Raw genomic sequence first — 24,135 nt, forward strand, 5'->3', positions numbered from 1 at the left:
TAATTAAGCTAAATTAGCAATAAAAATGACAAGAAAGCGCAGTAAATCTTTTTTACAAGCACTTCGTACGCTCTTAGATACTACCGCTACAAAGCAATCTAGATGTATTCAAAGAACGCAGCTTCTTCTTGGTGGCTTACATTCAAAGATAAAGCGCCCCGAAGGCACTTTTTTCGTTTTTTTGTCGCTTGGGCTTTTTAACCTGCCTTCATCAATGTTCGGGCAACCTGTAAAAGCTTCTCATCCTGCCAGCGGTCGGCGATTACTTGTACACCGACCGGCATGCCTGCACTACCTTGGCTCAACGGTAAATTGAGGCACGGTACACCCAGCAGCGTCCATGCCCGACAGTAAATCGGGTCGCCAGTCGCATTGAGGCCTTCCGGCGCTTCGCCTTGAGCACTGGCGGCTAGGATGATATCTACTTGCTCGCTAAATACCTGCGAGAGCGCCTGCTGCATCTGAGTGGTGGCACGCTTGGCTTCAATATAGCGCTCAAAGCTTGTCACCCTGCCCTGCTCTATTAGCTCAACCAGCTGCTCCCCCATCTTAGCGGCATAGTCACGATATTCACTCGCCAGCGACTGAGCCGCTTCGTAGGCCAGTATCACTTTTTGATGTTCCACCAGTGCTTCATAGCGCGCATCCAGGCTTAATGGCACTATTTCAGCCCCCGCCTGCTCAAAGCGTTCTTGGGCATATGTCAGAGCCTGCTGAACATCCGGCGCTAGTGGTTCATCAAACGGCAAGCTATGTATACCGACGCGAACACCTTGGAGGTTATCCAGCGCAAGAATTGGGGGCGCCTTCGTCAACGCAGAGAATGTCGTACAGATATCGTCGATATGGCGCGTAAACCAGCCTAACGTGTCTAATGAGGCAGCAAAGGGTTTAACACCGTCACAGCTAAGGGTGCCAAAGGTGGGTTTAAAACCAAACACGCCACAATAGCTCGCTGGCCGAATCATGCTGCCCGCCGTTTGCGTACCAAACGCCAGCGGCACCATCCCAGCCGCCACGGCCGCCGCTGAACCGCTTGAAGAACCTCCGGGCGTGCGCGTCGTGTCATGGGGATTATGGGTCTTGCCCGGCGTAAAATAGGCGAACTCCGTGGACACCGTTTTGCCCATGACCAAGGCGCCTTGCTCCTGTAGCAGCGTGACTAAAGCGGCATTTAGCTGTGAACCAGAAGAGCTAAGATAACCGCGAGTGCCCCAGGTAATAGGCATATTAGTGGTATCAATTATGTCTTTAATGCCTACCGGCACTCCATACAGTGGCACGCTGCCAACATCTAAATCTGAAGGCAACGCTGGCAAGCGCGGTGCCAGCGCCTCCCAGGCTTGTACCTCGGGCTCGCGTTTTTCTATATAGGCCGCGCAGTAATGCCACCAGTCGTAGGGCTCGGCGCTGCCCTCTTTTAAAGCAGCTTGATAGTTCTCGATCGTCAAATGGGGATCAATGGTCACAACGCTCTCCTTTTTAAGGGCCAACATCCGCGCTAGCTGAGTTTGACTATAGCTGACTACTCGCTAGCCGATGGATGAAGAAGAAACGCAGCATCTCCTTGCTGGCATCGGGGCCTATCGGGTCGGTATAGCTACCTTTAGTGCTGCCTCCTGACCAGGCGTGGCCCGCTCCATGGATGCGCCACTGCTCTAGTTGCGGATTGCCTTTCGCATTATGGTGCGTGGTTCGAGTGTAGCCGTGACCATTGACTACCTTGCCCTGCTCCACCGACGCCCCTGCTTGACGCAATTTGCTGTACTGGGCGGCCACGCGATCCGCATTTCTGGGGTGTACTGTAGTGTCACGATCACCATGAAAGATAATCGCGGGCACTTCCGATGCCCAACTGGCCCCTTTTGATTTACCACCGCCAAGCGGCCCTGTACCACCCTGCATGACGCCCAAGGCATCGGGAAGACTCTGAGCCACGCCGTGGGGTAGCCCGGAGTGAACGCCCACTGCCGCAAACAGATCCGGGTAGGTCATCGCCAGCGTAGTCGCCATGGCGGCACCCGCTGAGAGCCCTGCCACATAGACGCGACTTTTATCGAGCCCATGGGTAGCAATGATCTGGCGGGGCATGCCCGCAATAATCTCGGGTTCACCGCCCTCGCGCTGCTGATCTTCGGTTTTGAACCAGTTCCAGCATTTTGAGGTGTTGGCGGTTGCCGGTTGGGCCGGATAGAGCACGCAACACAGCTGCTCTTCGGCCAGCCGGTTCATCTGGGTACCGGCAGCGAAGTCATCAGGGTTCTGCGTGCAGCCATGCAGCATCACTACCAGCGGCAGCGCCTGCCCGGTATAACCGCTAGGGATATACAGTTTGTAATCGCGCGTACCCACATGGTTGGTAAACCGACCGGCAGTGAACGTCCCGGGCTGTGGTTCCTCACTGGCACTCGGTGCTTGCTCGGGTTGCACAATGCCACCGCGAAACTTCATCCACTTGTCGCGCCATGCAGCAGGCACCTTAATATCGCCGGAAGTAAATGCTCCAGCTGGCGACTTAGCAGGTTCTGGGTTCGATTCGGTGCTTTCTTCGTCGATGACCTCGCAGGTTCCGTCGAAAGTATTGCCCTCTGAGTAAGCGGTATCCGGCGTTTCAACGCCGCTCGATTCGGGTATGGCGCCCTGGAGGACTGCCATCGCCTCTTGTAGTTTTCCCGCGCGGGTTAGCCGCGTCGCTTCTTCCATTCGCTTGGTCATCGTGGCATCGATCATTTTCAATTTCCTTATTCAATGATGGCGGGGTGAGTGAATACGTCGTGATTGAGTGGGCAAGTCAGTGGATGCGCTCTGCCAGTGCAGCTTTAACCGCTTTGCTTGCGTGTAGAGCGCCCAGGACTACCACGGATTCAATAGTGGCGAGAGCCAGCTCAGGCGTTACGTCGTCGGCAATGCTGGCCATGCCCAGCACCTGGATTTGTAACGTCTCGCCTGCCGCTTGCAGGGCTTCCAAATCTGCACGGCTATAGTGCTCGAGCCCGAGTACGAACGACTTGCGGGACACGGTCTCCTTGACCACCTCCGCATGAGTCGCCAGTTGATTACGGATGGCCGTGCGGATTAGGTCCGTTCGGTTGGAGTAAAACCCTTCCTGCACCAGCAGGTCGATCTGCCCTAGATCGACCAAACCCAGATTAATAGTGATCTTCTCGCTGGAGTCGCCGCTTTTACGACGAAGTTCATGCACGCTCATGTGTCATTGCCTCTTTTGCAGCTAAATAATCCATATACCATCCATATGGATGGTAATGATAGACGCTATTCAGCAATAGTCCAGCTAATGGCCTAAATAAGCATCCACCCCGCTCCCTAAAAAGCCACTGTCGCTGAACTGACTTATTTCTGCTTTATGGTGAAACGATGACACTCTTTAGGGTTGGAGGTTAGCTTGCACATTGCCGATGTGACGATGTTCCATGCACCCGCCAGCGGCGGTGTGCGTACCTATTTACAGGCCAAACACCGCGTTTTTTCGCGTATCCCCCAACTGCGTACCAGCCTGCTGGTGCCCGGCGCGGAGCGTGACAGCTTGGGCGATCACCACACACTACCGGCATTACATTTACCGCTGGGCCAGGGCTATCGATTTCCGTTGCGCGGTTCAGCATGGCGAGACACGCTGATTGATCTAAAGCCTGATTTGATTGAGGCTGGCGACCCGTACGTAACGGCTTGGGCGGCGCTCGCCGCGGGCCAACGGCTCGGCGTGCCGGTGGTGGGCTTCTACCACTCCGATCTCCCACGCTTGATGGGCGACCGCTTTGGTCGCTACGTGGAGAAACGCTTAACCCGCTATGTCGCGGATCTTTATAGCCGGTTTGATAGTGTACTGGCGCCCTGTAACGCGATGGCAGATCGGCTGCGTGACTGGGGGGTCGATAACGTTCGCGTTCAGCCATTGGGTGTTGATTTAGCGCAATTCAATCCCCAGCAGCGTGACCCGACGTTCCGCCAGACCATGGGCATACCCAGCGATAAAAAGCTGCTGATCTTTGTGGGGCGCAACTCCCGCGAGAAAAAGATCGATGTGCTGCTGGCAACGATGCGTCAGCTAGGCAGCGATTACCATTTGCTGCTGATGGGTCCAGGTATGCCTCATCACGTGCCCAGCAATGTCACCATTGTGGATCGCTGCTGCGGTGCGCATGAAGTCGCTAAAGCCTTGGCAAGCAGCGATGCGCTGTTGCATGCGGGCACTCGCGAAACCTTCGGTTTAATAGCCCAAGAAGCCATGGCCAGTGGCATCCCGGTGATCGCCGCTCGCGCTGGGGCGCTGGCAGAAAACGTGCCGCTGGGCGCAGGTATTTTATGCAAACCACTGGACCCAGTGGCCATGGCTGAAGCGTGCAGAGCGCTATTTAGTAACGATATTGCGGCGAGTGGGCGCTACGCGCGTCGTCATGTAGAACGCCATTTCAATTGGGATGGGGTGATGCACGCGTTACTGGAACATTATCAGCAGCTTTGCCACGGCAGCCAACCGTATGCACTCCACCAACACCACTAGCCGCCGTCAGTTGCTGAAGTGGCGGCCTATCCATGTCGTGATGATAGCGTTGGCGCTGGTGTCGCCGCTGGTACTCACTGCAATCTTGGGCGGTGCCGAAGCGCTGCAACGAGTCAAAAGTTTTCCGCTCGGCCTGCTGTTATTGATGTTGATCATGGCCTTTCTGTGTTGGAACCTGAATGCAGCAAGGCTACGTATGATGCTAAGTGGCCGGGCAGGCAGGCTCGGACAGCGCGGCGCACTGGGTATTGAACTGGCGTCCAAGTTTGCCCTTTGCGCCACGCCAGGCGGCAGTGGCGGACCTGCTACTTTATTGCTGCTGCTTGCCCAGCGCGGATTTCCACCAGCCAAGGGCGCAGCGGTATTTTTAATAGATCAAGGCTGCGACTTACTGTTCTTTCTTGCCATGTTGAGCGGCTTAGTGCTTTTTTCGCTGCTGAGCGATACGCAGTGGCCTCACCAAGCGCTGGTGCAGTGGGCATTAGTCGGCCTGGCCTTCATGGCAACGCTGGTGAGTGTGGTCATGCGCTATTTACCCCGCCTATTACGGGCTCCAGGCATCAAAACCCCGTGGCCTGGCCGCTACCGGCGGCGTTGGCTCGCTAGGCGCCTGTTACGCTGTCGGCAGGCTTTAAAGATAACGCTCATGCTACCCCGCTCTACCCTCATGGCGATGCTGCTATTGACCACTGCTCACTGGCTGATGCGCTATAGCTTGCTTTATCTAGCGGTGCTGGGAATAGGCGGCCATGCGGATTGGATGTGGACATTTTTGACACAAATGTTGGCCATGGCGGCCAGTCAGTTCAGTTTCTTACCGGGCGGGGCAGGTGCTGCGGAGGTAGGCGTGGGGAGCTTATTACTGCCCTTAATGGGTCGAGAACAGGCCGCGGCGGCCGTCTTGGTATGGCGATTGATCAGCTACCACCTTTATCTGGCGGCAGGCGCACCGTTGTTTGTTCTGTATAGCTATCGCATGTTGCATCGTTCACCGGCGCAATAGCAACATTCACTACCTCAAGTGAGCAGGTAGACATAATAAAGGCGCCCCGAGGGGCGCCTTTATCGTGTGCAGCTGAACATCAATGGCTTACCAGCCAGTGACTTCTTTCAGCGCATCACCGATTTCAGCCAAAGAACGTACGGTTCTAACACCGGCGTCTTCAAGGGCCGCAAACTTCTCATCCGCAGTACCTTTACCGCCAGAGATGATCGCGCCCGCGTGGCCCATACGCTTGCCAGGAGGTGCAGTCACACCGGCAATGTAGGAAACCACGGGTTTGGAAACGTTGGCTTTGATGTAAGCCGCGGCTTCTTCTTCCGCCGTACCGCCGATTTCACCGATCATCACGATGGCTTCGGTTTTAGGATCGTTCTCGAACATCTCAAGGATGTCGATGAAGTTGGAACCCGGGATCGGGTCGCCGCCGATACCGACACAGGTAGACTGACCGAAACCGTGATCAGTCGTCTGCTTAACGGCTTCATAGGTCAAGGTACCAGAGCGAGATACGATACCGACGCGGCCCGGCTGGTGAATGTGGCCCGGCATGATGCCGATTTTGCATTCGCCTGGTGTGATAACACCGGGGCAGTTCGGGCCGATCAGGCGTACGCCCAGCTCGTCGCACTTCACTTTTGCTTCGAGCATGTCTAGCGTGGCGATGCCTTCAGTGATGCACACAATCAGCTTGATACCGGCATTGGCCGCTTCAAGGATTGAGTCTTTACAGAACGGCGCCGGTACGTAGATCACGCTGGCTTCCGCGCCGGTTTTCTCTACCGCTTCTTTCACGGTATTGAAAACGGGCAGACCGAGGTGCTCCTGGCCGCCTTTGCCCGGCGTAACACCGCCGACCATTTGCGTACCGTAGGCAATCGCCTGCTCGGAGTGGAACGTACCCTGGCCACCGGTAAAGCCCTGGCAGATGACCTTGGTGTTCTTATCGATCAGGATGCTCATTACTTGCCCTCCGCCGCTTTAACGACCTGCTGAGCCGCGTCGGTCAGACTAGTAGCCGCGATAATGTTCAAACCGCTAGATGCTAGTTTTTCTGCACCCAGTTCGGCGTTGTTACCTTCCAGACGTACGACGACCGGTACGTTGACGCCCACTTGCTCAACGGCACCGATAATGCCTTCAGCAATCATGTCGCAACGAACGATACCGCCGAAGATGTTAACCAGTACGGCTTTAACATTATCGTCAGACAGGATAATTTTGAACGCTTCTGCCACGCGCTCCTTGGTGGCGCCGCCGCCAACGTCCAAGAAGTTAGCCGGCTTGCCGCCGCTCAGGTTGACGATGTCCATGGTGCCCATGGCCAAACCGGCGCCGTTCACCATGCAGCCGATGTTGCCATCGAGCGCGACATAGTTAAGTTCCCACTTCGCCGCATCGGCTTCACGTTGATCTTCTTGCGAAGGATCACGCATGGCCTGCAGGTCAGGGTGACGGTATAGCGCATTGCTATCCAGACCCAGCTTGGCGTCGAGGCAGTGCAGATTGCCTTCTTCAGTGACGACTAGCGGGTTGATTTCCAGCAGGGCCAAGTCTTTGTCGTGGAACAACTGAGACAGACCTAGGAAAATCTTGGTGAACTGCTTGATCTGGTCGCCTTTCAGGCCCAGCGCAAAGGCTAGCTCACGCGCTTGGTACGGCTGTGCGCCAACCAGCGGATCGATTTCAGCTTTGAGAATCTTTTCCGGCGTCTCTTCTGCAACCGTCTCGATCTCTACACCACCTTCAGTAGAGGCCATGAAGACCACACGACGGGTAGTACGGTCGACCACAGCACCGAGGTACAGCTCATCGGCGATGTCAGTGCACGTTTCAACCAAAATCTTGGCAACCGGCTGACCTTTTTCGTCAGTCTGGAAAGTAACCAAGTTTTTGCCTAGCCACTGTTCAGCAAATGCTTTGGCTTCAGCCGGGTCTTTAATCAGCTTAACGCCACCCGCTTTACCACGGCCACCGGCGTGCACCTGGGCTTTAACCACCCACATGTCACCACCGATTTTTTTGCAAGCCTCTTCCGCTTCTTCCGGAGTGTCGACTGCAAAGCCTTTAGACACTGGTAAACCATAATCGGCAAACAGCTGTTTACCTTGATACTCGTGAAGATTCATCGATTCATGCCATTGGTTGCATGTGACTCGAACGATGATCAGCTTCTAAAAAGAACTGGTCATCCCCGTTCTTTCGATCTTTGTGGATTAAGACAAAGCCGAAAGTTTGCGCCACCCTTAAAAGGTGGCGCTTCGTTGTTGCTGACTGAATTATTTACGTTTCTTGCGGTTGGCCATATGAATCGCGTGGCCTTCTACCGCAAGCGCTGCTTCGTGAACAGCCTCCGACATAGTCGGGTGCGCGTAGCAGGTCAGAGCCAAGTCTTCAGCGCTAGAGCCGAATTCCATGGCGATCACGCCCTGGGCGATCATCTCGCCAGCGTGTTGACCCACGATGTGCATACCGAGAATACGGTCAGTTTCCGCATCGGCGATGATTTTGGCACTGCCTTCGGTGGCGTTGTTAGCCATCGCGCGGCCGCTCGCCGCGAACGGGAAGGTGCCGGTTTTAACTTCGATACCTTTCGCTTTGGCGTCTTGCTCGGTCATGCCCACCCACGCCACTTCCGGGTAGGTGTAGATGACGCTCGGAATAGCATCGTAGTTCATCTCAGCCTTATGGCCAGCAATGATATCCGCCACCATAATGCCTTCTTCAGACGCTTTGTGTGCCAGCATCGGGCCGCGTACACAGTCACCAATGGCGTAAACGCCGGGGACGTTAGTACGGCACTGGTCGTCGACAAAGATGAAGCCACGCTCGTCCAGCTCAACGCTAACGCCATCGGCAATCACGCCTTTGGTGTAAGGGCGGCGGCCAACACAGACGATGAGTTTATCAAAGGTCATCTCTTGCTCGCCGTTGGCATCGCTGTACTTCACGACGACTTCTTCGCCTTTGACGTCAGAACCGGTCACGCGAGCGCCCAGTTTAATATCCAGCCCCTGCTTCTTGAGCAGTTTCTGCGTCTCTTTGGCAACGGTGGCGTCGACCATCGGCAGGAAGGAATCCATGGCTTCCAGCACGGTGACTTCAGAGCCCAGACGGTTCCATACGCTGCCTAACTCAAGGCCGATGATGCCGGCACCGATTACGCCCAAACGCTTAGGCGTTTCGGTGAATTCTAGCGCGCCAGTTGAATCAACGATCAAGCCTTCGGTCAGCGGGGTCGGCGGAATTTCCACCGGCACGGAGCCCGCTGCAATCACAATGTTGTCGGCGTCGTAAGTGGTGGTGTTGCCATCGGTATCGGTGACTTCAACCTGCTTGCCGGAAACCACTTTACCGGTACCTTCGATAGCGGTAACGCCGTTGGCCTTGAACAAGCCAGAGATGCCGCCGGTCAAGTTCTTAACGATCTTGTCCTTACGCGCCATCATCTTGGTAACGTCCATCGAGACGTCGCCTGCCTGAATGCCCATATCGTCGAAGTCATGCTTGGCTTCAACGAACTTGTGGGAGGCTTCAAGCAATGCTTTAGACGGTATGCAGCCTACGTTCAAGCAGGTGCCGCCGTGAACGACGTTGCCTTCTTTACCAATCCATTTTTCAACACAGGCCGCTTTTAGACCCATCTGTGCGGCACGAATGGCGGCAACGTAACCGCCAGGGCCAGCACCAATAACGATCACATCAAACTTATCAGCCATGTTGGCTCCTTTAGCTTGCTGGCCTCCCCCCATTCTACGCGAACTGGGTGGGAGGCTGTGTGCGAGTGCAGTTAAATCCTGGTTAAGCAGTAGCGTACTCAATCATTATTTCAATAACGATGACGCTTATACTTTAGACATCCAGCAGCAGCCGTGCCGGGTCTTCCAGCAATTCTTTCAAGGTAACCAAGAATTGAACGGCATCTTTGCCGTCGATCATACGGTGGTCGTAAGAGAGCGCCAGATACATCATGGGGCGAATCTCGACCTTGCCGTTGACTGCCATCGGACGTTCCTGGATCTTGTGCATGCCCAAAATAGCGGTTTGCGGCGGATTGATGATCGGGGTCGACATCAACGAGCCAAAGGTGCCGCCATTGGTGATCGTGAAGGTACCGCCGATCATGTCGTCCATGCCCAGCTTGCCGTCACGGCCACGCTTGCCGAAATCGACAATCTTGCGCTCGACATCGGCAATTTTCATGCTGTCCGTGTCACGCAGTACCGGCACGACCAAACCACGGTCGGTGGAAACCGCAACGCCGATATCCTGATAACCGTGATAAACGATGTCGGTGCCGTCGATAGAGGCGTTGACGTCTGGGAAGCGCTTGAGCCCTTCAGAAGCGGCTTTTACAAAGAAGCCCATAAAGCCCAGCTTGATATCGTGCGCTTTTAGGAACGTTTCTTTGTACTGCGACCGTAGGGCCATGATTTCGGTCATGTCCACTTCGTTATACGTGGTCAGCATCGCCGCCGTTTGCTGCGCCTGAACCAGACGCTTGGCGATGGTTTGACGCAAACGGCTCATCGGCACGCGCTTCTCGATGCGCTCGCCTTCGGCCGCCGGTGCAGCGGCTGATTTGGCCGGTGCCGACGATTTCGCTGCTTTCTTGGCAGAACCGTCTTTGACCGCTTTCTGAACGTCTTCTTTCAGAATGCGACCACCTTTGCCGGTGCCTTCGATCTTGGCAACGTCCAGGTCATGCTCGACAACCATTTTACGCGCGGCCGGAGCGAGGATTTTGTCACCGACTTTCTCATCGGCGCCATCGTCATCGCTGCTGTCTGCTTTCGCGGAGGCTGAATCGCCACCGCTATCACCGCCACTGCTGTCACCGCCAGCGCCTTCAGTAAAGGTCGCAAGAATCGCTTCGGACTCTACCTGGCTACCCTCTTCGGCTTTGATTTCAGCCAGGGCGCCATCGGCCGGTGCAACCACTTCCAGCACGACTTTGTCGGTTTCGATATCGGCCAGCACTTCATCACGCTTGACCGCTTCACCGACCTTTTTGTGCCAAGTGGCCACGGTGCCTTCCTGAATCGACTCAGGAAAGCTGGGGGCTTTGACGTCATGTTGCTTACCGCCACCGCTACCGCCACTGGCAGGCTTTTCTTGCTTCTCTTCAGACGGTTTTGCGTCAGCTTTCTCTTCGGTTTTTTCAGCGCTGTCATCGCTAGAAGATTTCTCTTCTTTGCTGCCTGACGCACTGCCTTCACCGATTTTGCCCAGCACCTGCTCTGACTCGACGGTATCGCCCTCTTCAGCCATGACGTCGGTCAGGGTACCCGCTTCCGGTGCGACGACTTCCAGCACCACCTTGTCGGTTTCAATTTCAACAATCAGCTCGTCACGCTCAACGCTGTCACCCGGCTTTTTATGCCACGCCGCCACTGTGCCTTCGGCAACGGATTCCGGAAAGGTTGGCGCTTTGATCTCAGTAGCCATGTCGTTTCCCTTATGTGTTCTCTAAATCCGGTGGCCGCTTATAAATTAAAAGCGTCTTCCACCAGCTGGCGCTGCTGTTCAGTATGGACGGACATATAGCCAGCTGCTGGTGCAGCAGAGGCAGGACGTCCTGCAAATTTCAACTCGCGTCCGAGGCCATCTTTAAGCATATCGGCCACTGCACGCATGTTGTGCTGACTTGCGTACCAAGCACCCTGGTTCAAGGGCTCTTCCTGACACCACACAATGTCTTCTACGTTGCTATAGCCTTGCAGCGCTTCCAGAAGCTCTTCTTTCGGGAAGGGATAAAGCTGCTCAAGACGTAAGATTGCCGTGTCATGACGCTCATTCTCAGCGCGCCAAGCGGCTAAGTCGTAGTAGACCTTGCCAGCACAAAGCACAACGCGGGTGACCTTCTCAGGTGCCAGATCAGCTTGATCAGCGAGCACCATATGGAACTTGCCGTGGGCCAGATCTTCAAGACTCGATGTCGCTTCTTTATGACGCAACAGCGATTTAGGTGTCATCACCACCAGCGGCTTACGCAGCGGACGAATCACCTGACGACGCAGTAGATGATAAATCTGCGCAGGCGTGGTCGGTACACAGACCTGCATATTGTGCTCAGCACACATTTGCAGGAAACGCTCTAAGCGTGCCGAAGAGTGCTCAGGCCCCTGACCTTCATAACCGTGTGGCAACAGCATGGTCAAACCACACACCCGGCCCCACTTGGTCTCACCGGAGGAGATGAACTGATCCACAACGACTTGGGCACCGTTAAAGAAGTCCCCAAACTGTGCTTCCCAGATCACTAAATCATTCGGCGCGGTGGTCGAGTAACCATACTCGAACGCCAGCACGGCTTCTTCCGATAGGAAGGAGTCATGAATGGTGAAGCGCGGCTGACCATCGGCCATGTTCTGAAGAGGAACATAGGTGGAGCCATCTTTCTGGTTATGCACGACCGCATGACGGTGGGAGAAGGTGCCGCGCCCCACGTCTTGCCCGGTAATCCGAATCGGATGCCCTTGGTCCAGCAACGTGGCGTAGGCTAGCGTTTCAGCAAAGCCCCAGTTAAGCCCCAAACCACCGGCCTGCATTTTGCGGCGATCTTCGTAAATCTTGGCCACTTGACGCTGCACATCGACGCCGTCTGGCACTTCGCACATGCGAGCGGCCAATTGCTGCAGACGCTTCATATCTATCGTCGTATCTGCATCGCCGGTCCATTCGTGGCCCAGGTAAGGTGCCCAGTCAACGAATAGAGAGGCATTGGGCTCTTGCACCAAGGCGTTGGCAACGTGGTTGCCTGCGACTAGATCATCGCGATAGGTTTCGACCATCGCTTTAGCCGACTCTTCAGAAATCACGCCCTGTTCAACCAGGCGCTGGGCATACAGCGAGCGCGCCGAGGGGTGATCCTTGATCTTGGCATACATCATCGGCTGTGTGCCTGACGGCTCATCAGCTTCGTTATGACCACGACGACGATAGCAAACAAGATCGATCACCACGTCTTTTTTGAACTGCTGACGGTAATCAAGGGCGACTTGTGTAGCGTGCAGCACTGCATCCGGGTCATCGCCATTGACGTGAAAAATAGGCGCTTGAACCATCTTGGCAATATCAGTGCAGTATTCGGTCGAGCGTGCATCCAGCGGATGCGAGGTGGTGAAGCCCACTTGGTTGTTGATCACAATGTGGACCGTACCACCGGTTTTGAAAGCACGGGTCTGGGACATCTGGAATGTCTCCATCACCACGCCTTGACCGGCAAACGCCGCATCGCCGTGAACGTTGATCGGCAGCACTTTGCTGCCCTCTTCATCGTTACGGCGATCCTGTCGAGCACGCACCGAGCCTTCTACGACGGGTGCCACGATTTCCAAGTGCGATGGGTTAAACGACATCGCCAAATGGACTTCGCCGCCTGGCGACATGACGTTCGAACTAAAGCCCTGGTGGTACTTCACATCACCTGAGCCGCGCTCGATCACCTTTTTGCCATCAAACTCATCGATCAAGTCAGCTGGGTTTTTACCCAATATATTGACCAACAGGTTGAGTCGACCGCGGTGCGCCATACCGATGACCACTTCCTTGGTGCCGTAACCACCGGCACGCTGGATCAGTTCATCCATCATCGGTACAAACGTTTCACCGCCTTCAAGACCAAAGCGCTTGGTGCCTGGATACTTGGATGCCAAGTAATTTTCCAAACCTTCAGCCGCCGACAATCGCTCCAGCACATGCTTGCGCACGTCGGCGCTGAAATCCGGCGCACTGCGTACCGACTCGAAACGTCGCTGTAACCAACGTTTCTCTTCGGTATCGACGATATGCATGATTTCGCAGCCGATGGAGCGGCAATAAGTGCGCTCCAGCGCATCAACGATGTCACGCAGCGGTGCTTTGTCGATACCTAAAAAGAAAGAACCGGTCTGGAACTCGGTGTCCAGATCAGCTTTTGAGAGCTGATGAAAGGACAGATCGAGATCGGGAACGGGGGTGGGATTACGCAGTCCTAGCGGGTCGATATTGGCCTTTTGATGGCCACGGAAGCGGTAAGCGTTAATCAGTTGCAGGACTTTCACCTGCTTTTTGTTTTCACCGCTATCGGCAGCGGCGACTACCCGGCCCGGACGACTTTCGCGCCCCAACTGGTAGAACTGATCACGGACTGGGCTTAGTGGAACATCGTGGGAGGCACTGCCCTCGGGGCGCGGCAACTCATCAAAATAGCTGCGCCATTCGTCAGGGACAGACTCAGGATCGGCGAGGTACTGCTCGTAAAGCGCTTCCACGTAGTGAACATTGCCGCCACTAACGTGAGAGGAACGCCACATCAACTCCATTATGCCTTGTTGCATCTCTCGGTCACCCTGCACTGATGGGGTGGTATCGGTATCGTCGCAAACGTGCGGCGACATCGCTATTGCCCTGCCGGCGGGGCGGGACATTTGCCGGCGGCGCCGGCCAACGGCCGGCAACCCTGTTCATCTAGCTATACATCATCAAGCTATTCATATCTAACGCATCATACGGTGTTTCGTCTTCAGTTCATGCTCGAAAGCCGGTACCCAAGGCACCGGCTTTCAAACTTGTCTGATCAGCGGTGCGACGCGACGCCGCACCACGTGACAAACCCTATGATAACAAGCGAAGCGCCATGATTTAAGTGGCATTATGACCCAACTTAAGTGGCAAACGCTTTTTTACTCAAATGTCATAGGCTTAGGTAGCATCTGCCAGTAGCATTTCGCGAATTTTACCGATCGCCCGGGTGGGATTAAGCCCTTTTGGGCACACCGCCACACAGTTCATGATGCCACGGCAGCGGAAGACCGAAAACGGATCTTCCAAATCGCTTAAGCGTTCACGCGTAGCAGTATCGCGGGAATCCGCCAGGAAGCGGTAAGATTGCAGCAGGCCTGCCGGTCCCACGAACTTCTCGGGATTCCACCAGAACGACGGGCAAGACGTTGAGCAGCAGGCGCATAGAATACACTCATAAAGCCCATCGAGCTTATCGCGGTCTTCTGGCGATTGCAGACGCTCAATAGCAGGTGCAGGCGTGTCATTTTGCAGGTACGGCTGGATACGCTCGTACTGCTTATAGAACAGCCCCATGTCGACAACCATATCGCGAATAACCGGCAAACCTGGCAGCGGACGCAGCACCAGCTTGTTGTTTTTCACAACGTCTGACAGCGGCGTAATACACGCCAAGCCGTTTTTGCCGTTCATGTTCATGCCGTCGGAACCGCACACACCTTCGCGGCAGCTGCGACGAAATGCCAAACCGCTGTCTTGTTCTTTCATCATATGAAGAACGTCCAGCACCATTACATCGCGGCCTTTGGTATCGACCTGAAACTCCTGCATGTAAGGCGCGGAGTCGGTTTCCGGATTGTAACGGTATACGGATACCTGAAGATTGGACATTTTGACTCCCTCTCGTCAATGCGGCGTTTAGTAGGTACGAACCTTAGGCTCGAAGGTATCAACCGTTTTCGGTTTGAAGTTGACGTCGCGCTTTTTCAGCTCTTTGGTGGCTGGGAAGAATAGCGAGTGCTTCAGCCAGTTGACATCATCACGGTCTGGATAGTCATAGCGCGAGTGGGCGCCACGGCTCTCTTTACGCTCAAGGGCAGCGATCGCCGTCGCTTCTGCCACTTCCATCAAGTTATCAAGCTCTAATGCTTCGACACGTGCGGTGTTAAAGGCATTGGACTTGTCAGGCAGGTGGGCATTGGCGATACGCTCACGCAGTAGCGCTAGTTTGTCGACGCCTTCCAGCATGTTTTTCTCTTCGCGGAATACGCCGAAGGAGGTCTGCATGATTTCCTGAAGCTCAGCTTTCAGCTCAGGAATGCTTTCCCCACCCTCAGACTCGTTCCAGCGCGTGATCCGCTTCATGGCGAATTCGATATCCGACTCGGAAGCGTCCAGGTACTCGATACCTTCGTTCAGTGCGCCTTCGATAAACATGCCAGCGGCACGCCCAAAGACCACGAGATCCAGCAGTGAGTTCCCGCCCAAACGGTTAGCACCGTGGACCGATACACACGCGGCTTCGCCACAGGCAAACAAGCCGTTAACGATATGATCGTTACCGCTTTCGTCCATGGTAATCGCCTGACCATGAATATTGGTCGGGATACCGCCCATCATGTAGTGGCAGGTCGGGACGACGGGGATCGGGTCTTTGGCCGGATCGACGTGAGCAAAGGTCTTAGAAAGCTCAACGATACCGGGCAGGCGCTTACCAAGGACTTCTTCACCCAGGTGATCAAGCTTCAAGAAGACGTGGTCGCCCTTCTCGCCGCATCCACGGCCTTCGAGGATTTCCATGACCATGGAGCGTGCAACCACATCGCGGCCCGCCAAGTCTTTGGCGTTCGGCGCGTAGCGTTCCATGAAGCGTTCGCCATCTTTATTGATCAGGTAGCCACCCTCACCACGGCAACCTTCTGTGACTAGCGTGCCCGCGCCGTAAATACCGGTCGGGTGGAACTGCCACATTTCCATGTCTTGCATCGGGAAGCCGGCGCGTAGCGCCATGCCGATACCGTCACCGGTATTGATCAAGGCGTTAGTCGTAGAGGCGTAGATACGGCCTGCACCACCGGTCGCCAGTACCGTGGCCTTGGATTTAACGTGAACCACTTCGCCTGTCTCGATGCACATGGCGATACAGCCGACCACGTCACCGCTGGCGTTTTTGACCAAATCCACCGCGTACCATTCATTGAGGAACACGGTATTGTTCTTCAAGTTGTTCTGGTAAAGGGTGTGCAACAGTGCGTGGCCGGTACGGTCAGCGGCCGCACAGGTACGCGCCGCCTGGCCGCCTTCACCAAAGTTCTTCGACTGACCACCGAACGGGCGCTGATAGATGCGGCCGTTGTCTAAACGCGAGAACGGCAGGCCCATGTGCTCGAGTTCGAATACCGCTTTCGGGCCTTCAGAACACATATATTCAGCCGCGTCTTGGTCAGCGATATAGTCGCCGCCTTTAACGGTGTCGTACATGTGCCAGCGCCAATCATCGTTCGGGTCATCGGACGCGATCGCACAAGTGATGCCACCCTGGGCAGACACAGTATGAGAACGGGTCGGGAAAACTTTCGATAACACGGCCGTCTTTTTACCGGATTTTGCCAGTTCTAGAGCGGCTCGCAGGCCAGAGCCACCGCCACCAATAATGATGGCGTCAAACGTCAGGCTACGCAGATTAGACATGTAATCAAGCTCCCCACAAAATTTGAATGCCCCACACCAAGTACACGAAAATGCCCAGGATGATGACAGCTTGGGCACCCACGCGCAGGCGAGTGGACTTGAGATAGTCGGTAGTGACGGTCCACAGGCCGATCCAGGCGTGTGCCGCTAAGGCAACAAAGGCCAGTAGCGAGAAAATCCGCATCCACGTCTGATTGAACAGGCCGCTCCACACGTAGTAATCGAGGTCGGGATTAAGCAACAGGAAGGCAACGATAAAGACCGTATAGAGGGCCAGGATCACCGCGGAAACGCGCTGCATCAGCCAGTCAGAAAGCCCACTACGGCCAAAACTTGTGATGTTAGTTACCATACCCAAACTCCTGCCAGAATAATCAGAACCGCACTGACCACCACGGTGATCTGCGCTTTTTGTACGCCACCCTCGAGGGTTACCCCAATATCGGCATCCATCAGCAGGTGCTTGATGCCTGCGACAAAGTGAAATGCCAAGGCAGACAGCAGCCCCCAAGCGATTAGCTTGGCCAAGAAATTATTGGCCAGCGCATCGCTAACGGCGTCGAAACCCGCCGGAGATGACAAGGATTTACCCAGCGCCCAAAAAGCGAAAATCAGGCCAACGAACAGAATGACACCCGTAATACGGTGGGTGATCGACGTCAGGGCCGGCAGTGGGAAGTGGATCGTAGTAAGGTCTAGGTTTACGGGTCGTTTGCTATTCACGGCTTTGTACACACTCTCTTGGCCCGCTCTGCGACAGGTCGGGCATGGCCCGAGCGGGCGGTGGTTGCTGGAAGGGGCTCGGCCGTTGCCAAGTCGGGCACGACCACCTACCTGCCGGTCGCGCGCCGTGGATTATAAGAACCTTCGCCCTCGCTTACAAACCGAACTCAAGCTTAACTCGACTATGGTGCAAGAAAATTGCCATCATTGTGAGTCGATTTTGCGCTGCAGCATAGCTATAGTGACAGTAGAGTCGCAATTTGATAAGCCTGTTAACATCTTATGTTAAAGTAGCGTCAATCTTCTGATGCCTTATCATATTGTAGACTTTTAAATCTTATACAAAACCCTTCATAAGAACAATATTTGTATAGCTAACGGCTAGCGCTTAGGCTAATTGACAAAATGTCGCACACTTCTATAGTGGGCAAGCCTTTTCGCCGGCGCGGTATGCGCAGCAACGACTTTACGTCCCAACCCGAATTCGAAAGGAGGCCAGCATGGCTGACAGGAAAGCGACATTGACGGTAGACGGTCTTGATAAACCGATCGAACTACCCATGTATTCCGGCACACTTGGCCCCGACGTCATCGACGTACGCGGCTTAGGCGCTGAAGGCCTGTTCACCTACGACCCCGGCTTTATGGCCACCTCTTCCTGCCAGTCTGCCATCACTTATATTGATGGCGGCAAGGGCGTGCTGCTACACCGTGGCTACCCCATTGACCAACTGGCCAAAGAGTCCAACTTCGTAGAAGTGTGCTACACCCTACTGTTTGGTGAGTTACCTAACGACGAACAATACGCAGATTTTGAGTCGCGTATTCGAAACCACACCATGGTCCACGACCAAATTAATAACTTCTTTAAAGGGTTTCGACGCGACGCGCATCCGATGTCTATCTTGTGTGGCGTTGTGGGCGGCTTAGCAGCCTTCTACCATGATCACATGGACATCACCCAGGAAGAGGATCGCATCATCAGCGCGATCCGCCTGATTGCCAAAATGCCAACCTTGGCGGCGATGTCGCACAAGTACAACGTGGGCCAGCCCTTTAACTACCCGCGCAACGACCTGAGCTATGCAGAGAACTTCCTCTACATGATGTTCAGCAACCCGTGCGAAGAGTACAAAATCAACCCGGTATACGCCAAAGCCATGGACCGCATCTTTATGCTGCATGCGGACCATGAGCAGAACGCGTCTACCTCGACGGTACGCTTGGCAGGTTCCACAGGTGCTAACCCGTTCGCCTGTATCAGCGCCGGCATAGCAGCACTGTGGGGCCCCGCTCACGGCGGTGCTAACGAAGCCGTGCTCGCCATGCTCGATGAAATCGGTGACGACTCTGAAGAGAACATCCAACGCTTTGTCGATAAAGCCAAGGATAAAGACGACCCGTTCAAGCTGATGGGCTTTGGTCACCGCGTGTATCGCAATTTCGATCCGCGCGCCAAAGTCATGAAAGAGACCTGCGACGAAGTACTCGCAGAACTCGGCATGGCCGACGACCCGCAGCTAAAAATCGCCAAGCGTCTTGAGCAGATCGCTCTCGAAGATGAGTACTTCATCGAGCGCAAGCTATACCCCAACGTTGATTTCTATTCAGGCATCATCCTGAAAGCAATGGGTATCCCCACTAATATGTTCACCGTGATTTTTGCGGTATCACGTACTATTGGCTGGATTTCCCATTGGAACGAAATGCTCAGCGAAAGCTACAAAATCGGTCGTCCACGCCAGCTCTATGTGGGCCACGACCAGCGCGACTACCCAACGAAATAAAGCTACCTCGTCACCTTAGTAAGCGCAAAAGGCCACCTTCGGGTGGCCTTTTGCGATGCGGTCGAAAGTACTCCGCCTATAAAGGCATCAACGCCCTGCCCTTCATTTATGTGCACACCACTCAGCGGAAGGCACCTAGCCCTTAGCGAGGTTTTTCTGAGTCGCTATCGAGGCATCTTGAGAAAGTCCTGCATGCCTCGCTGCGCACACCCAAGGCACTTCGTTTGCAGCGCTTCTGCTTGCCCTTTTTCGGTCACTCTTTGCGCTATACCCGCCCTCATTAAAAGGTCTGACTTCAACCTAATATCGCTTGACTTTTTTGCTTACCGGCCTGGATAAGGGTTTTCCACACTATCTGTGGATAACCCTGTTCACAACCACTTTAAAACGTCCCAGAATCGCCATGGGCAGTGGGCCAGCCTTAAATTGGTCATTTTTTGACCTAACATAAGTGACTGTTTTTAAAGAGATTAAGTTCTGTTCAAGTTTTTTTGCGTCAACAACAAGGGGTTGTGCACAACCTTAAAACCAAATTCGCAAAAGTGGACAAGTCAAGCATAAAATCGTCCAAAATATGGCGATTTGTAGCTTTTTTGTGAACGACAGAAATACAAAAAACCGGCAGATGAGGAGACTCATTGCCAGAGAAATATAATCAGAAAGGGGGTAGGTAAGTAGTGGCGTCCCATAGGGGGTTCGAACCCCTGTTACCGCCGTGAAAGGGCGGTGTCCTAGACCACTAGACGAATGGGACGTAGACACTAAAACGATGATGCTATCAAGCGTTGTTTCACAAGCGACAATTCACAAAATGTCATTGCTTTATGAATTGGTGGAGCCTAGCGGGATCGAACCGCTGACCTCAACACTGCCAGTGTTGCGCTCTCCCAGCTGAGCTAAGGCCCCACATGTCGTGAAGACGGAACGTATAATACTGATTAGGCTGATCTTCGTCAACAGTAAAAGCGTCTATTTACACTACAAACTGCATAGTAAGCATAGACGCTTTCATCATCGGCTAGCGCTTCGGTAAATCGCATTTACGCAATATCACGAAACTCTTTCTCAAACCGCTTAGCCTGCTTTTTGGAAACACCACCCAGTACTTCGATCGCATGACGCAACCGCGCGCGCGTAACGTCTGAACCCAGGATCGCCATGGCATCCATGACTGAGGTGCTGGAAGTGCTGCCCGTGATGGCAATAAACACGGGGGCCAGGAATGCCTTCATTTTTACATCAAAATGCTCGGCCAGCAGCTTCACTTCATTCAGCAGCACCTCTTTGTTCCAAGCCGAGACGCCCTCAAACCTCCACACAAGAAACTGGAGCAGCTTAACCAGCTCTTCATCCTCGAGCTTTATGCTCTCAAAGGATTCTTTTGTCAGCGTCGGCATGCCAGCAAAGAAGTGTCCCGCCAACGGCATTACCTGAGAGAGCGTCTCTACCCGGGGCCGCACCTGTGGCAATATCTGCTTAACATAGGCGTCATTGAAAGCCCACTCCCGGAGCGCGCTTAGCAGCGCATCGTCATCCAGGTCCTCACGGATATACACACCGTTCAACCACGTTAGTTTCTCCAGATCGAACACGGGTCCACCTAACGAGACGCGCTGCACATCAAATTCCGCCATCATTTCTTGCAAGCTGAATTTTTCACGCTCATCGGGCATTGACCAGCCCATCCGTCCTAAATAGTTGGTGACGGCCTGAGGTAAAAAACCCATCCGGCGATAATAATTAATCGAGGTCGGGTTTTTACGCTTGGAAAGTTTGGATTTATCCGGGTTGCGCAGCAACGGCATGTGACAAAGTTGCGGCATTTCCCAACCAAAATACTCGTACAGCAACTGATGCTTTGGGGCGGAGTTAATCCACTCTTCCCCACGCAATACATGAGTGATCGCCATGAGATGATCGTCGACCACATTGGCTAAATGATAAGTAGGCATGCCATCCGATTTAAGCAGAATTTGCGCGTCTACCTGTGCCCACTCCACCTCAATCGTGCCACGCAACATGTCCTTAACTACACACACGCCTTCAGCGGGCACCTTCATACGCACAACGTATGGCCAGCCCTCTTGCTCACGGCGCGCTTGTTCTTGTGCATCCAGCGCCAAATCGGCAGGTTTCAATGCCAACTGCAATCCCGCGGCTTTACGCGATTCACGCAACTCATCCAGTTCTTCACTGGTGCGGTAGCACTTGAACGCATGCCCAGCATCCAGCAGCTGTTGGGCATGTTGGGCATAAATATCGCCACGCTCGCTCTGCCGATAAGGGCCGTGAGGGCCACCCACATCCGGGCCCTCGTCCCATTCAAGCCCCAGCCAGCTCAATGAATCGAGAATCATCTGCTCCGATTCAGGCGTAGAACGCAGCCGATCGGTGTCTTCAATACGCAGAATAAACTGGCCGCCATGCTGACGCGCAAAACATAAATTAAAAAGTGCGATGTAAGCCGTACCAACGTGGGGGTCCCCTGTCGGAGAAGGCGCAATGCGAGTACGTACGGTCATGAAAACGTCCTATTGGCAAAAATGCATGGCGATATTATACGCACCTTAGGCGCAACCAACAGCGCCTCACAGGGAACAACTGACGTGAGAAAGCGTCAGAGAAATTAACTCAACGTTATTTGTCCACTAATGCGCGCTAAAGCACAATCGCTTAGTATGGCTCTGTAGCAATCCCTTGGGTATAAGCTCCAAGGTTTAGCTAGGCTAATAACGTATTTAGGTAGCGCCACTATTGGGTTTGGAAGAGTTGATGATAGTGGAAGACATTCACGAGCTTTTGAGCTCATTATCAGGATGACGAAATGGAATCGCTAGGCTCACGTATCAAGCAACTGAGGCTTAGGGCCAAGCTCAACAAAGCTGCCTTGGCCCGTAAAGTTGGCGTGTCAGATGTCACCATATCTTACTGGGAATCAGGGGCGATCAAACAGATCGGCCACGAACGCCTCGTCGCGCTCGCTGACGCCCTGGATTGCTCGCTGGCCACTCTACTGGAAGGTGATAGCGCACCCGAGCTATTGACGTTGACCCATACCGGGCCCCTCCCCTGGGAACAGGTACAGGCAACCACTATCAAAGTACCCAGCCATCTGCCGTTGAAGATTGACTGGAAAGCACCCTGCGTCATGGCAACACCCGGCAAAGGAACAGATTTCTCGCCCGTTAGCGCCGGTGACTTACTGCTGCTCGGGCCTACCCATGTGTTTCACAAAGCAGGCCACTACGTGGTGCAACGTGATGATCGCTTCGTCATCGAGCACTTCACTAAAGCCCCCAGCGACACGTCAATTCACGCAGTATTGTTAGCCCATTGGCATCCTGCCTAAAGCGTCTACCTCCCCGGACTCTCTAGCACCTCCACCTGGTCACGCGTTCGCCTTGGCTCACTCCCCACCAAGAAACGCTGTGAGTAGGTGGCTACCTGGCCCAGCCCGTGGCGGGATTGGCTAACAAGCTCGCCCGCCAGGTGCTGGCCCTCATGGCCTATCCGCGTCTGCACAGCGATGGGCTGCACGCTTCCTTCCGAGACTTCCACGCGAACATCGTAACCGCCATCTGGCAAACCACTACCTGGTCCAAACGGGCCGGCGGCAAACTGGCCATTTTCAATGCGCGTTCGCGCCTGCCAGCGCACACGACTAATTTCACGCTCTACGATAATGCGTATTTGGGTCTCGTCCGGCAAATTGCTTTGGCCTTCCACCATTAAGCGTCGATCGCTACGTAGCGCTACCTGCGTCGATATATCGACCACCAGTGGCTCCACTTCCACTTCATCGATTTCTGGCTCACTGACCGGGTCTTCAGGGGTAGGTGCCGGTTGGGAAGATGAAGCCGATTCGGAGCTTGGCTCCTCCATTTCCCCGCAGCCAGCCATTAGCGCAATGACCATTACCAACATGCTAAAACCGCCTCTTACATTGCGCATACGATCTCCGAAATATTACTTGTCCTGCAGCTTACCACTGCCTAGCCGCCACCACAGTGGAATACTCGACTTTGACCCGCAGCACGCGTCGCTTCCGGTACAATGTGCTTATCGTGCTAACAAGACACTTTAGGAGCAGCGGATTTGGACATCATTTGGTGGTTGGCGTACATAGCCTTGGGCGGCTTTGTTGGTTTAATGGCGGGATTATTGGGCATTGGCGGCGGCGGCATCATGGTGCCGATTCTCACCTCCCTGTTTGTCCTTCAAGGCGTGCCCCATGAGCATCTCGCCCACCTGGCCTTGGGCACGGCGATGGCCGCCATCATTCCCGCGTCAACGGCCAGCCTGCTTTCCCACCACCGGCATGGGGCTGTGCGCTGGGACATTGTCCGTTTTATTACCCCCGGTATTTTAGTCGGCACATTCTTGGCCACCTTTATCGCCGCCCTCATCCCTACCCGTGGCCTAGCGATCTTTTTTGCCTGTTTTATGGTGCTCATGTCACTCCAGATGCTCGCAAATATCAAGCCCAAACCCAGCCGCGGCCTACCCGGCCCGCTCGGGGTAAGCGGTGTGGGCCTGGGCATCGGCGGCATTTCCGCCCTGGTGGCCATCGGCGGTGGCTCGCTCACCGTGCCCTTTCTCACCTGGTGCAACGTCAAGCTACCCCGCGCGATCGGCACCTCGGCAGCCGTAGGGCTACCCATCGCGGTTGCCGGAGCGCTGGGGTACATCATCAATGGTTGGAATACCGCCGGGATGCCGAGTGCCGCGTTAGGCTATGTTTATCTTCCCGCGTTCCTACTGATGGCGCCGTTTAGTATCCTGACCGCCCCCATCGGTGCCAAGCTCGCCCACAAACTGCCCGTCGCGCTACTCAAGCGTGTGTTTGCGTTTATGTTGATGGGGCTGGCGCTGCAGATGGTGTATGCGGTGTTTACCGCGTGAGCTAT

19 protein-coding genes and 2 tRNA genes are annotated in these 24,135 nt (G+C 54.5%); 5 read left to right on the forward strand and 16 right to left on the reverse strand.

Going from position 1 to position 24,135, the window contains the following annotated elements; genetic code table 11:
- Positions 1–197 precede the first annotated feature (197 nt).
- The 3 genes from ACUN8H_RS01970 to ACUN8H_RS01980 form a co-directional block, all read right to left on the reverse strand.
- The gene (locus ACUN8H_RS01970; RefSeq protein ID WP_445530502.1) at positions 198–1,469 is read right to left on the reverse strand and encodes an amidase; all 1,272 of its coding nucleotides are present in this window, start codon (positions 1,467–1,469) and stop codon (positions 198–200) included.
- Between the two features lie 46 nt (positions 1,470–1,515).
- The gene (locus ACUN8H_RS01975) at positions 1,516–2,730 is read right to left on the reverse strand and encodes an extracellular catalytic domain type 1 short-chain-length polyhydroxyalkanoate depolymerase (protein ID WP_445530503.1); all 1,215 of its coding nucleotides are present in this window, start codon (positions 2,728–2,730) and stop codon (positions 1,516–1,518) included.
- 61 nt (positions 2,731–2,791) lie between these two features.
- Positions 2,792–3,208, reverse strand: a complete 417-nt coding sequence (locus ACUN8H_RS01980) for a CopG family transcriptional regulator (protein WP_445530504.1) — start codon at positions 3,206–3,208, stop codon at positions 2,792–2,794.
- Between the two features lie 195 nt (positions 3,209–3,403).
- On the opposite strand from ACUN8H_RS01980, the gene ACUN8H_RS01985 reads away from it, so the two are divergent.
- Both ACUN8H_RS01985 and ACUN8H_RS01990 read left to right on the forward strand, forming a co-directional pair.
- A complete protein-coding gene (locus tag ACUN8H_RS01985; protein ID WP_445530505.1) occupies positions 3,404–4,522 on the forward strand; it encodes a glycosyltransferase in 1,119 nt (372 codons plus the stop codon).
- Positions 4,500–5,525 (forward strand): lysylphosphatidylglycerol synthase transmembrane domain-containing protein, encoded by a 1,026-nt coding sequence (locus ACUN8H_RS01990; RefSeq protein ID WP_445530506.1) that lies wholly within the window; start codon positions 4,500–4,502, stop codon positions 5,523–5,525. Before ACUN8H_RS01985 ends, ACUN8H_RS01990 begins: the two co-directional genes overlap by 23 nt.
- Positions 5,526–5,612: 87 nt before the next feature.
- On the opposite strand, the gene sucD is transcribed toward ACUN8H_RS01990, so the two are convergent.
- From sucD to sdhC, 9 genes are all read right to left on the reverse strand, one after another.
- Positions 5,613–6,485, reverse strand: a complete 873-nt coding sequence (sucD, locus tag ACUN8H_RS01995) for a succinate--CoA ligase subunit alpha (RefSeq protein ID WP_445530507.1) — start codon at positions 6,483–6,485, stop codon at positions 5,613–5,615.
- Positions 6,485–7,651, reverse strand: coding sequence for an ADP-forming succinate--CoA ligase subunit beta (sucC, locus tag ACUN8H_RS02000; RefSeq protein ID WP_180092170.1), 1,167 nt, complete (start codon positions 7,649–7,651; stop codon positions 6,485–6,487). Before sucC ends, sucD begins: the two co-directional genes overlap by 1 nt.
- Positions 7,652–7,801: 150 nt before the next feature.
- A complete protein-coding gene (gene lpdA / locus ACUN8H_RS02005; protein ID WP_445530508.1) occupies positions 7,802–9,241 on the reverse strand; it encodes a dihydrolipoyl dehydrogenase in 1,440 nt (479 codons plus the stop codon).
- A 133-nt stretch (positions 9,242–9,374) separates the two neighbouring features.
- A complete protein-coding gene (gene odhB, locus ACUN8H_RS02010; RefSeq protein WP_445530509.1) occupies positions 9,375–10,970 on the reverse strand; it encodes a 2-oxoglutarate dehydrogenase complex dihydrolipoyllysine-residue succinyltransferase in 1,596 nt (531 codons plus the stop codon).
- A gap of 38 nt (positions 10,971–11,008) precedes the next feature.
- Positions 11,009–13,843: a 2-oxoglutarate dehydrogenase E1 component gene (locus tag ACUN8H_RS02015; RefSeq protein WP_445531070.1), complete on the reverse strand. Its 2,835-nt coding sequence runs from the start codon at positions 13,841–13,843 to the stop codon at positions 11,009–11,011.
- 364 nt (positions 13,844–14,207) lie between these two features.
- On the reverse strand, positions 14,208–14,918 hold the full coding sequence (locus ACUN8H_RS02020) for a succinate dehydrogenase iron-sulfur subunit (protein ID WP_290696527.1): 711 nt from the start codon (positions 14,916–14,918) through the stop codon (positions 14,208–14,210).
- Positions 14,919–14,945: 27 nt separating this feature from the next.
- Positions 14,946–16,718, reverse strand: coding sequence for a succinate dehydrogenase flavoprotein subunit (gene sdhA, locus ACUN8H_RS02025; protein ID WP_445530510.1), 1,773 nt, complete (start codon positions 16,716–16,718; stop codon positions 14,946–14,948).
- Positions 16,719–16,722: 4 nt separating this feature from the next.
- Positions 16,723–17,070: a succinate dehydrogenase, hydrophobic membrane anchor protein gene (gene sdhD / locus ACUN8H_RS02030; protein WP_445530511.1), complete on the reverse strand. Its 348-nt coding sequence runs from the start codon at positions 17,068–17,070 to the stop codon at positions 16,723–16,725.
- Positions 17,064–17,441, reverse strand: coding sequence for a succinate dehydrogenase, cytochrome b556 subunit (gene sdhC, locus ACUN8H_RS02035; protein ID WP_240716118.1), 378 nt, complete (start codon positions 17,439–17,441; stop codon positions 17,064–17,066). Before sdhC ends, sdhD begins: the two co-directional genes overlap by 7 nt.
- A gap of 500 nt (positions 17,442–17,941) precedes the next feature.
- Between sdhC and gltA the strand changes: the two genes are divergently transcribed.
- Positions 17,942–19,228: a citrate synthase gene (gltA, locus tag ACUN8H_RS02040; protein ID WP_445530512.1), complete on the forward strand. Its 1,287-nt coding sequence runs from the start codon at positions 17,942–17,944 to the stop codon at positions 19,226–19,228.
- 678 nt (positions 19,229–19,906) lie between these two features.
- On the opposite strand, the gene ACUN8H_RS02045 is transcribed toward gltA, so the two are convergent.
- From ACUN8H_RS02045 to gltX, 3 genes are all read right to left on the reverse strand, one after another.
- A tRNA-Glu gene (locus tag ACUN8H_RS02045) sits at positions 19,907–19,982 on the reverse strand.
- A 76-nt stretch (positions 19,983–20,058) separates the two neighbouring features.
- Positions 20,059–20,134, reverse strand: a tRNA-Ala gene (locus tag ACUN8H_RS02050).
- Positions 20,135–20,268: 134 nt separating this feature from the next.
- Complete coding sequence (gene gltX / locus ACUN8H_RS02055) at positions 20,269–21,750, reverse strand: glutamate--tRNA ligase (RefSeq protein ID WP_445530513.1); 1,482 nt, start codon at positions 21,748–21,750, stop codon at positions 20,269–20,271.
- Positions 21,751–22,052: 302 nt separating this feature from the next.
- On the opposite strand from gltX, the gene ACUN8H_RS02060 reads away from it, so the two are divergent.
- Positions 22,053–22,577 (forward strand): helix-turn-helix domain-containing protein, encoded by a 525-nt coding sequence (locus tag ACUN8H_RS02060; RefSeq protein ID WP_445530514.1) that lies wholly within the window; start codon positions 22,053–22,055, stop codon positions 22,575–22,577.
- Positions 22,578–22,582: 5 nt separating this feature from the next.
- Here ACUN8H_RS02060 and ACUN8H_RS02065 read toward each other — a convergent pair whose 3' ends face one another.
- Positions 22,583–23,179 carry a hypothetical protein gene (locus tag ACUN8H_RS02065; protein ID WP_445530515.1) on the reverse strand — a complete coding sequence of 199 codons (597 nt, stop codon included), beginning with the start codon at positions 23,177–23,179 and terminating at the stop codon, positions 22,583–22,585.
- Positions 23,180–23,323: 144 nt separating this feature from the next.
- On the opposite strand from ACUN8H_RS02065, the gene ACUN8H_RS02070 reads away from it, so the two are divergent.
- A complete protein-coding gene (locus tag ACUN8H_RS02070; protein ID WP_445530516.1) occupies positions 23,324–24,130 on the forward strand; it encodes a sulfite exporter TauE/SafE family protein in 807 nt (268 codons plus the stop codon).
- The last annotated feature ends 5 nt before the right edge of the window (positions 24,131–24,135 follow it).

The sequence above is a fragment of the Vreelandella sp. V005 genome, from assembly GCF_052645115.1.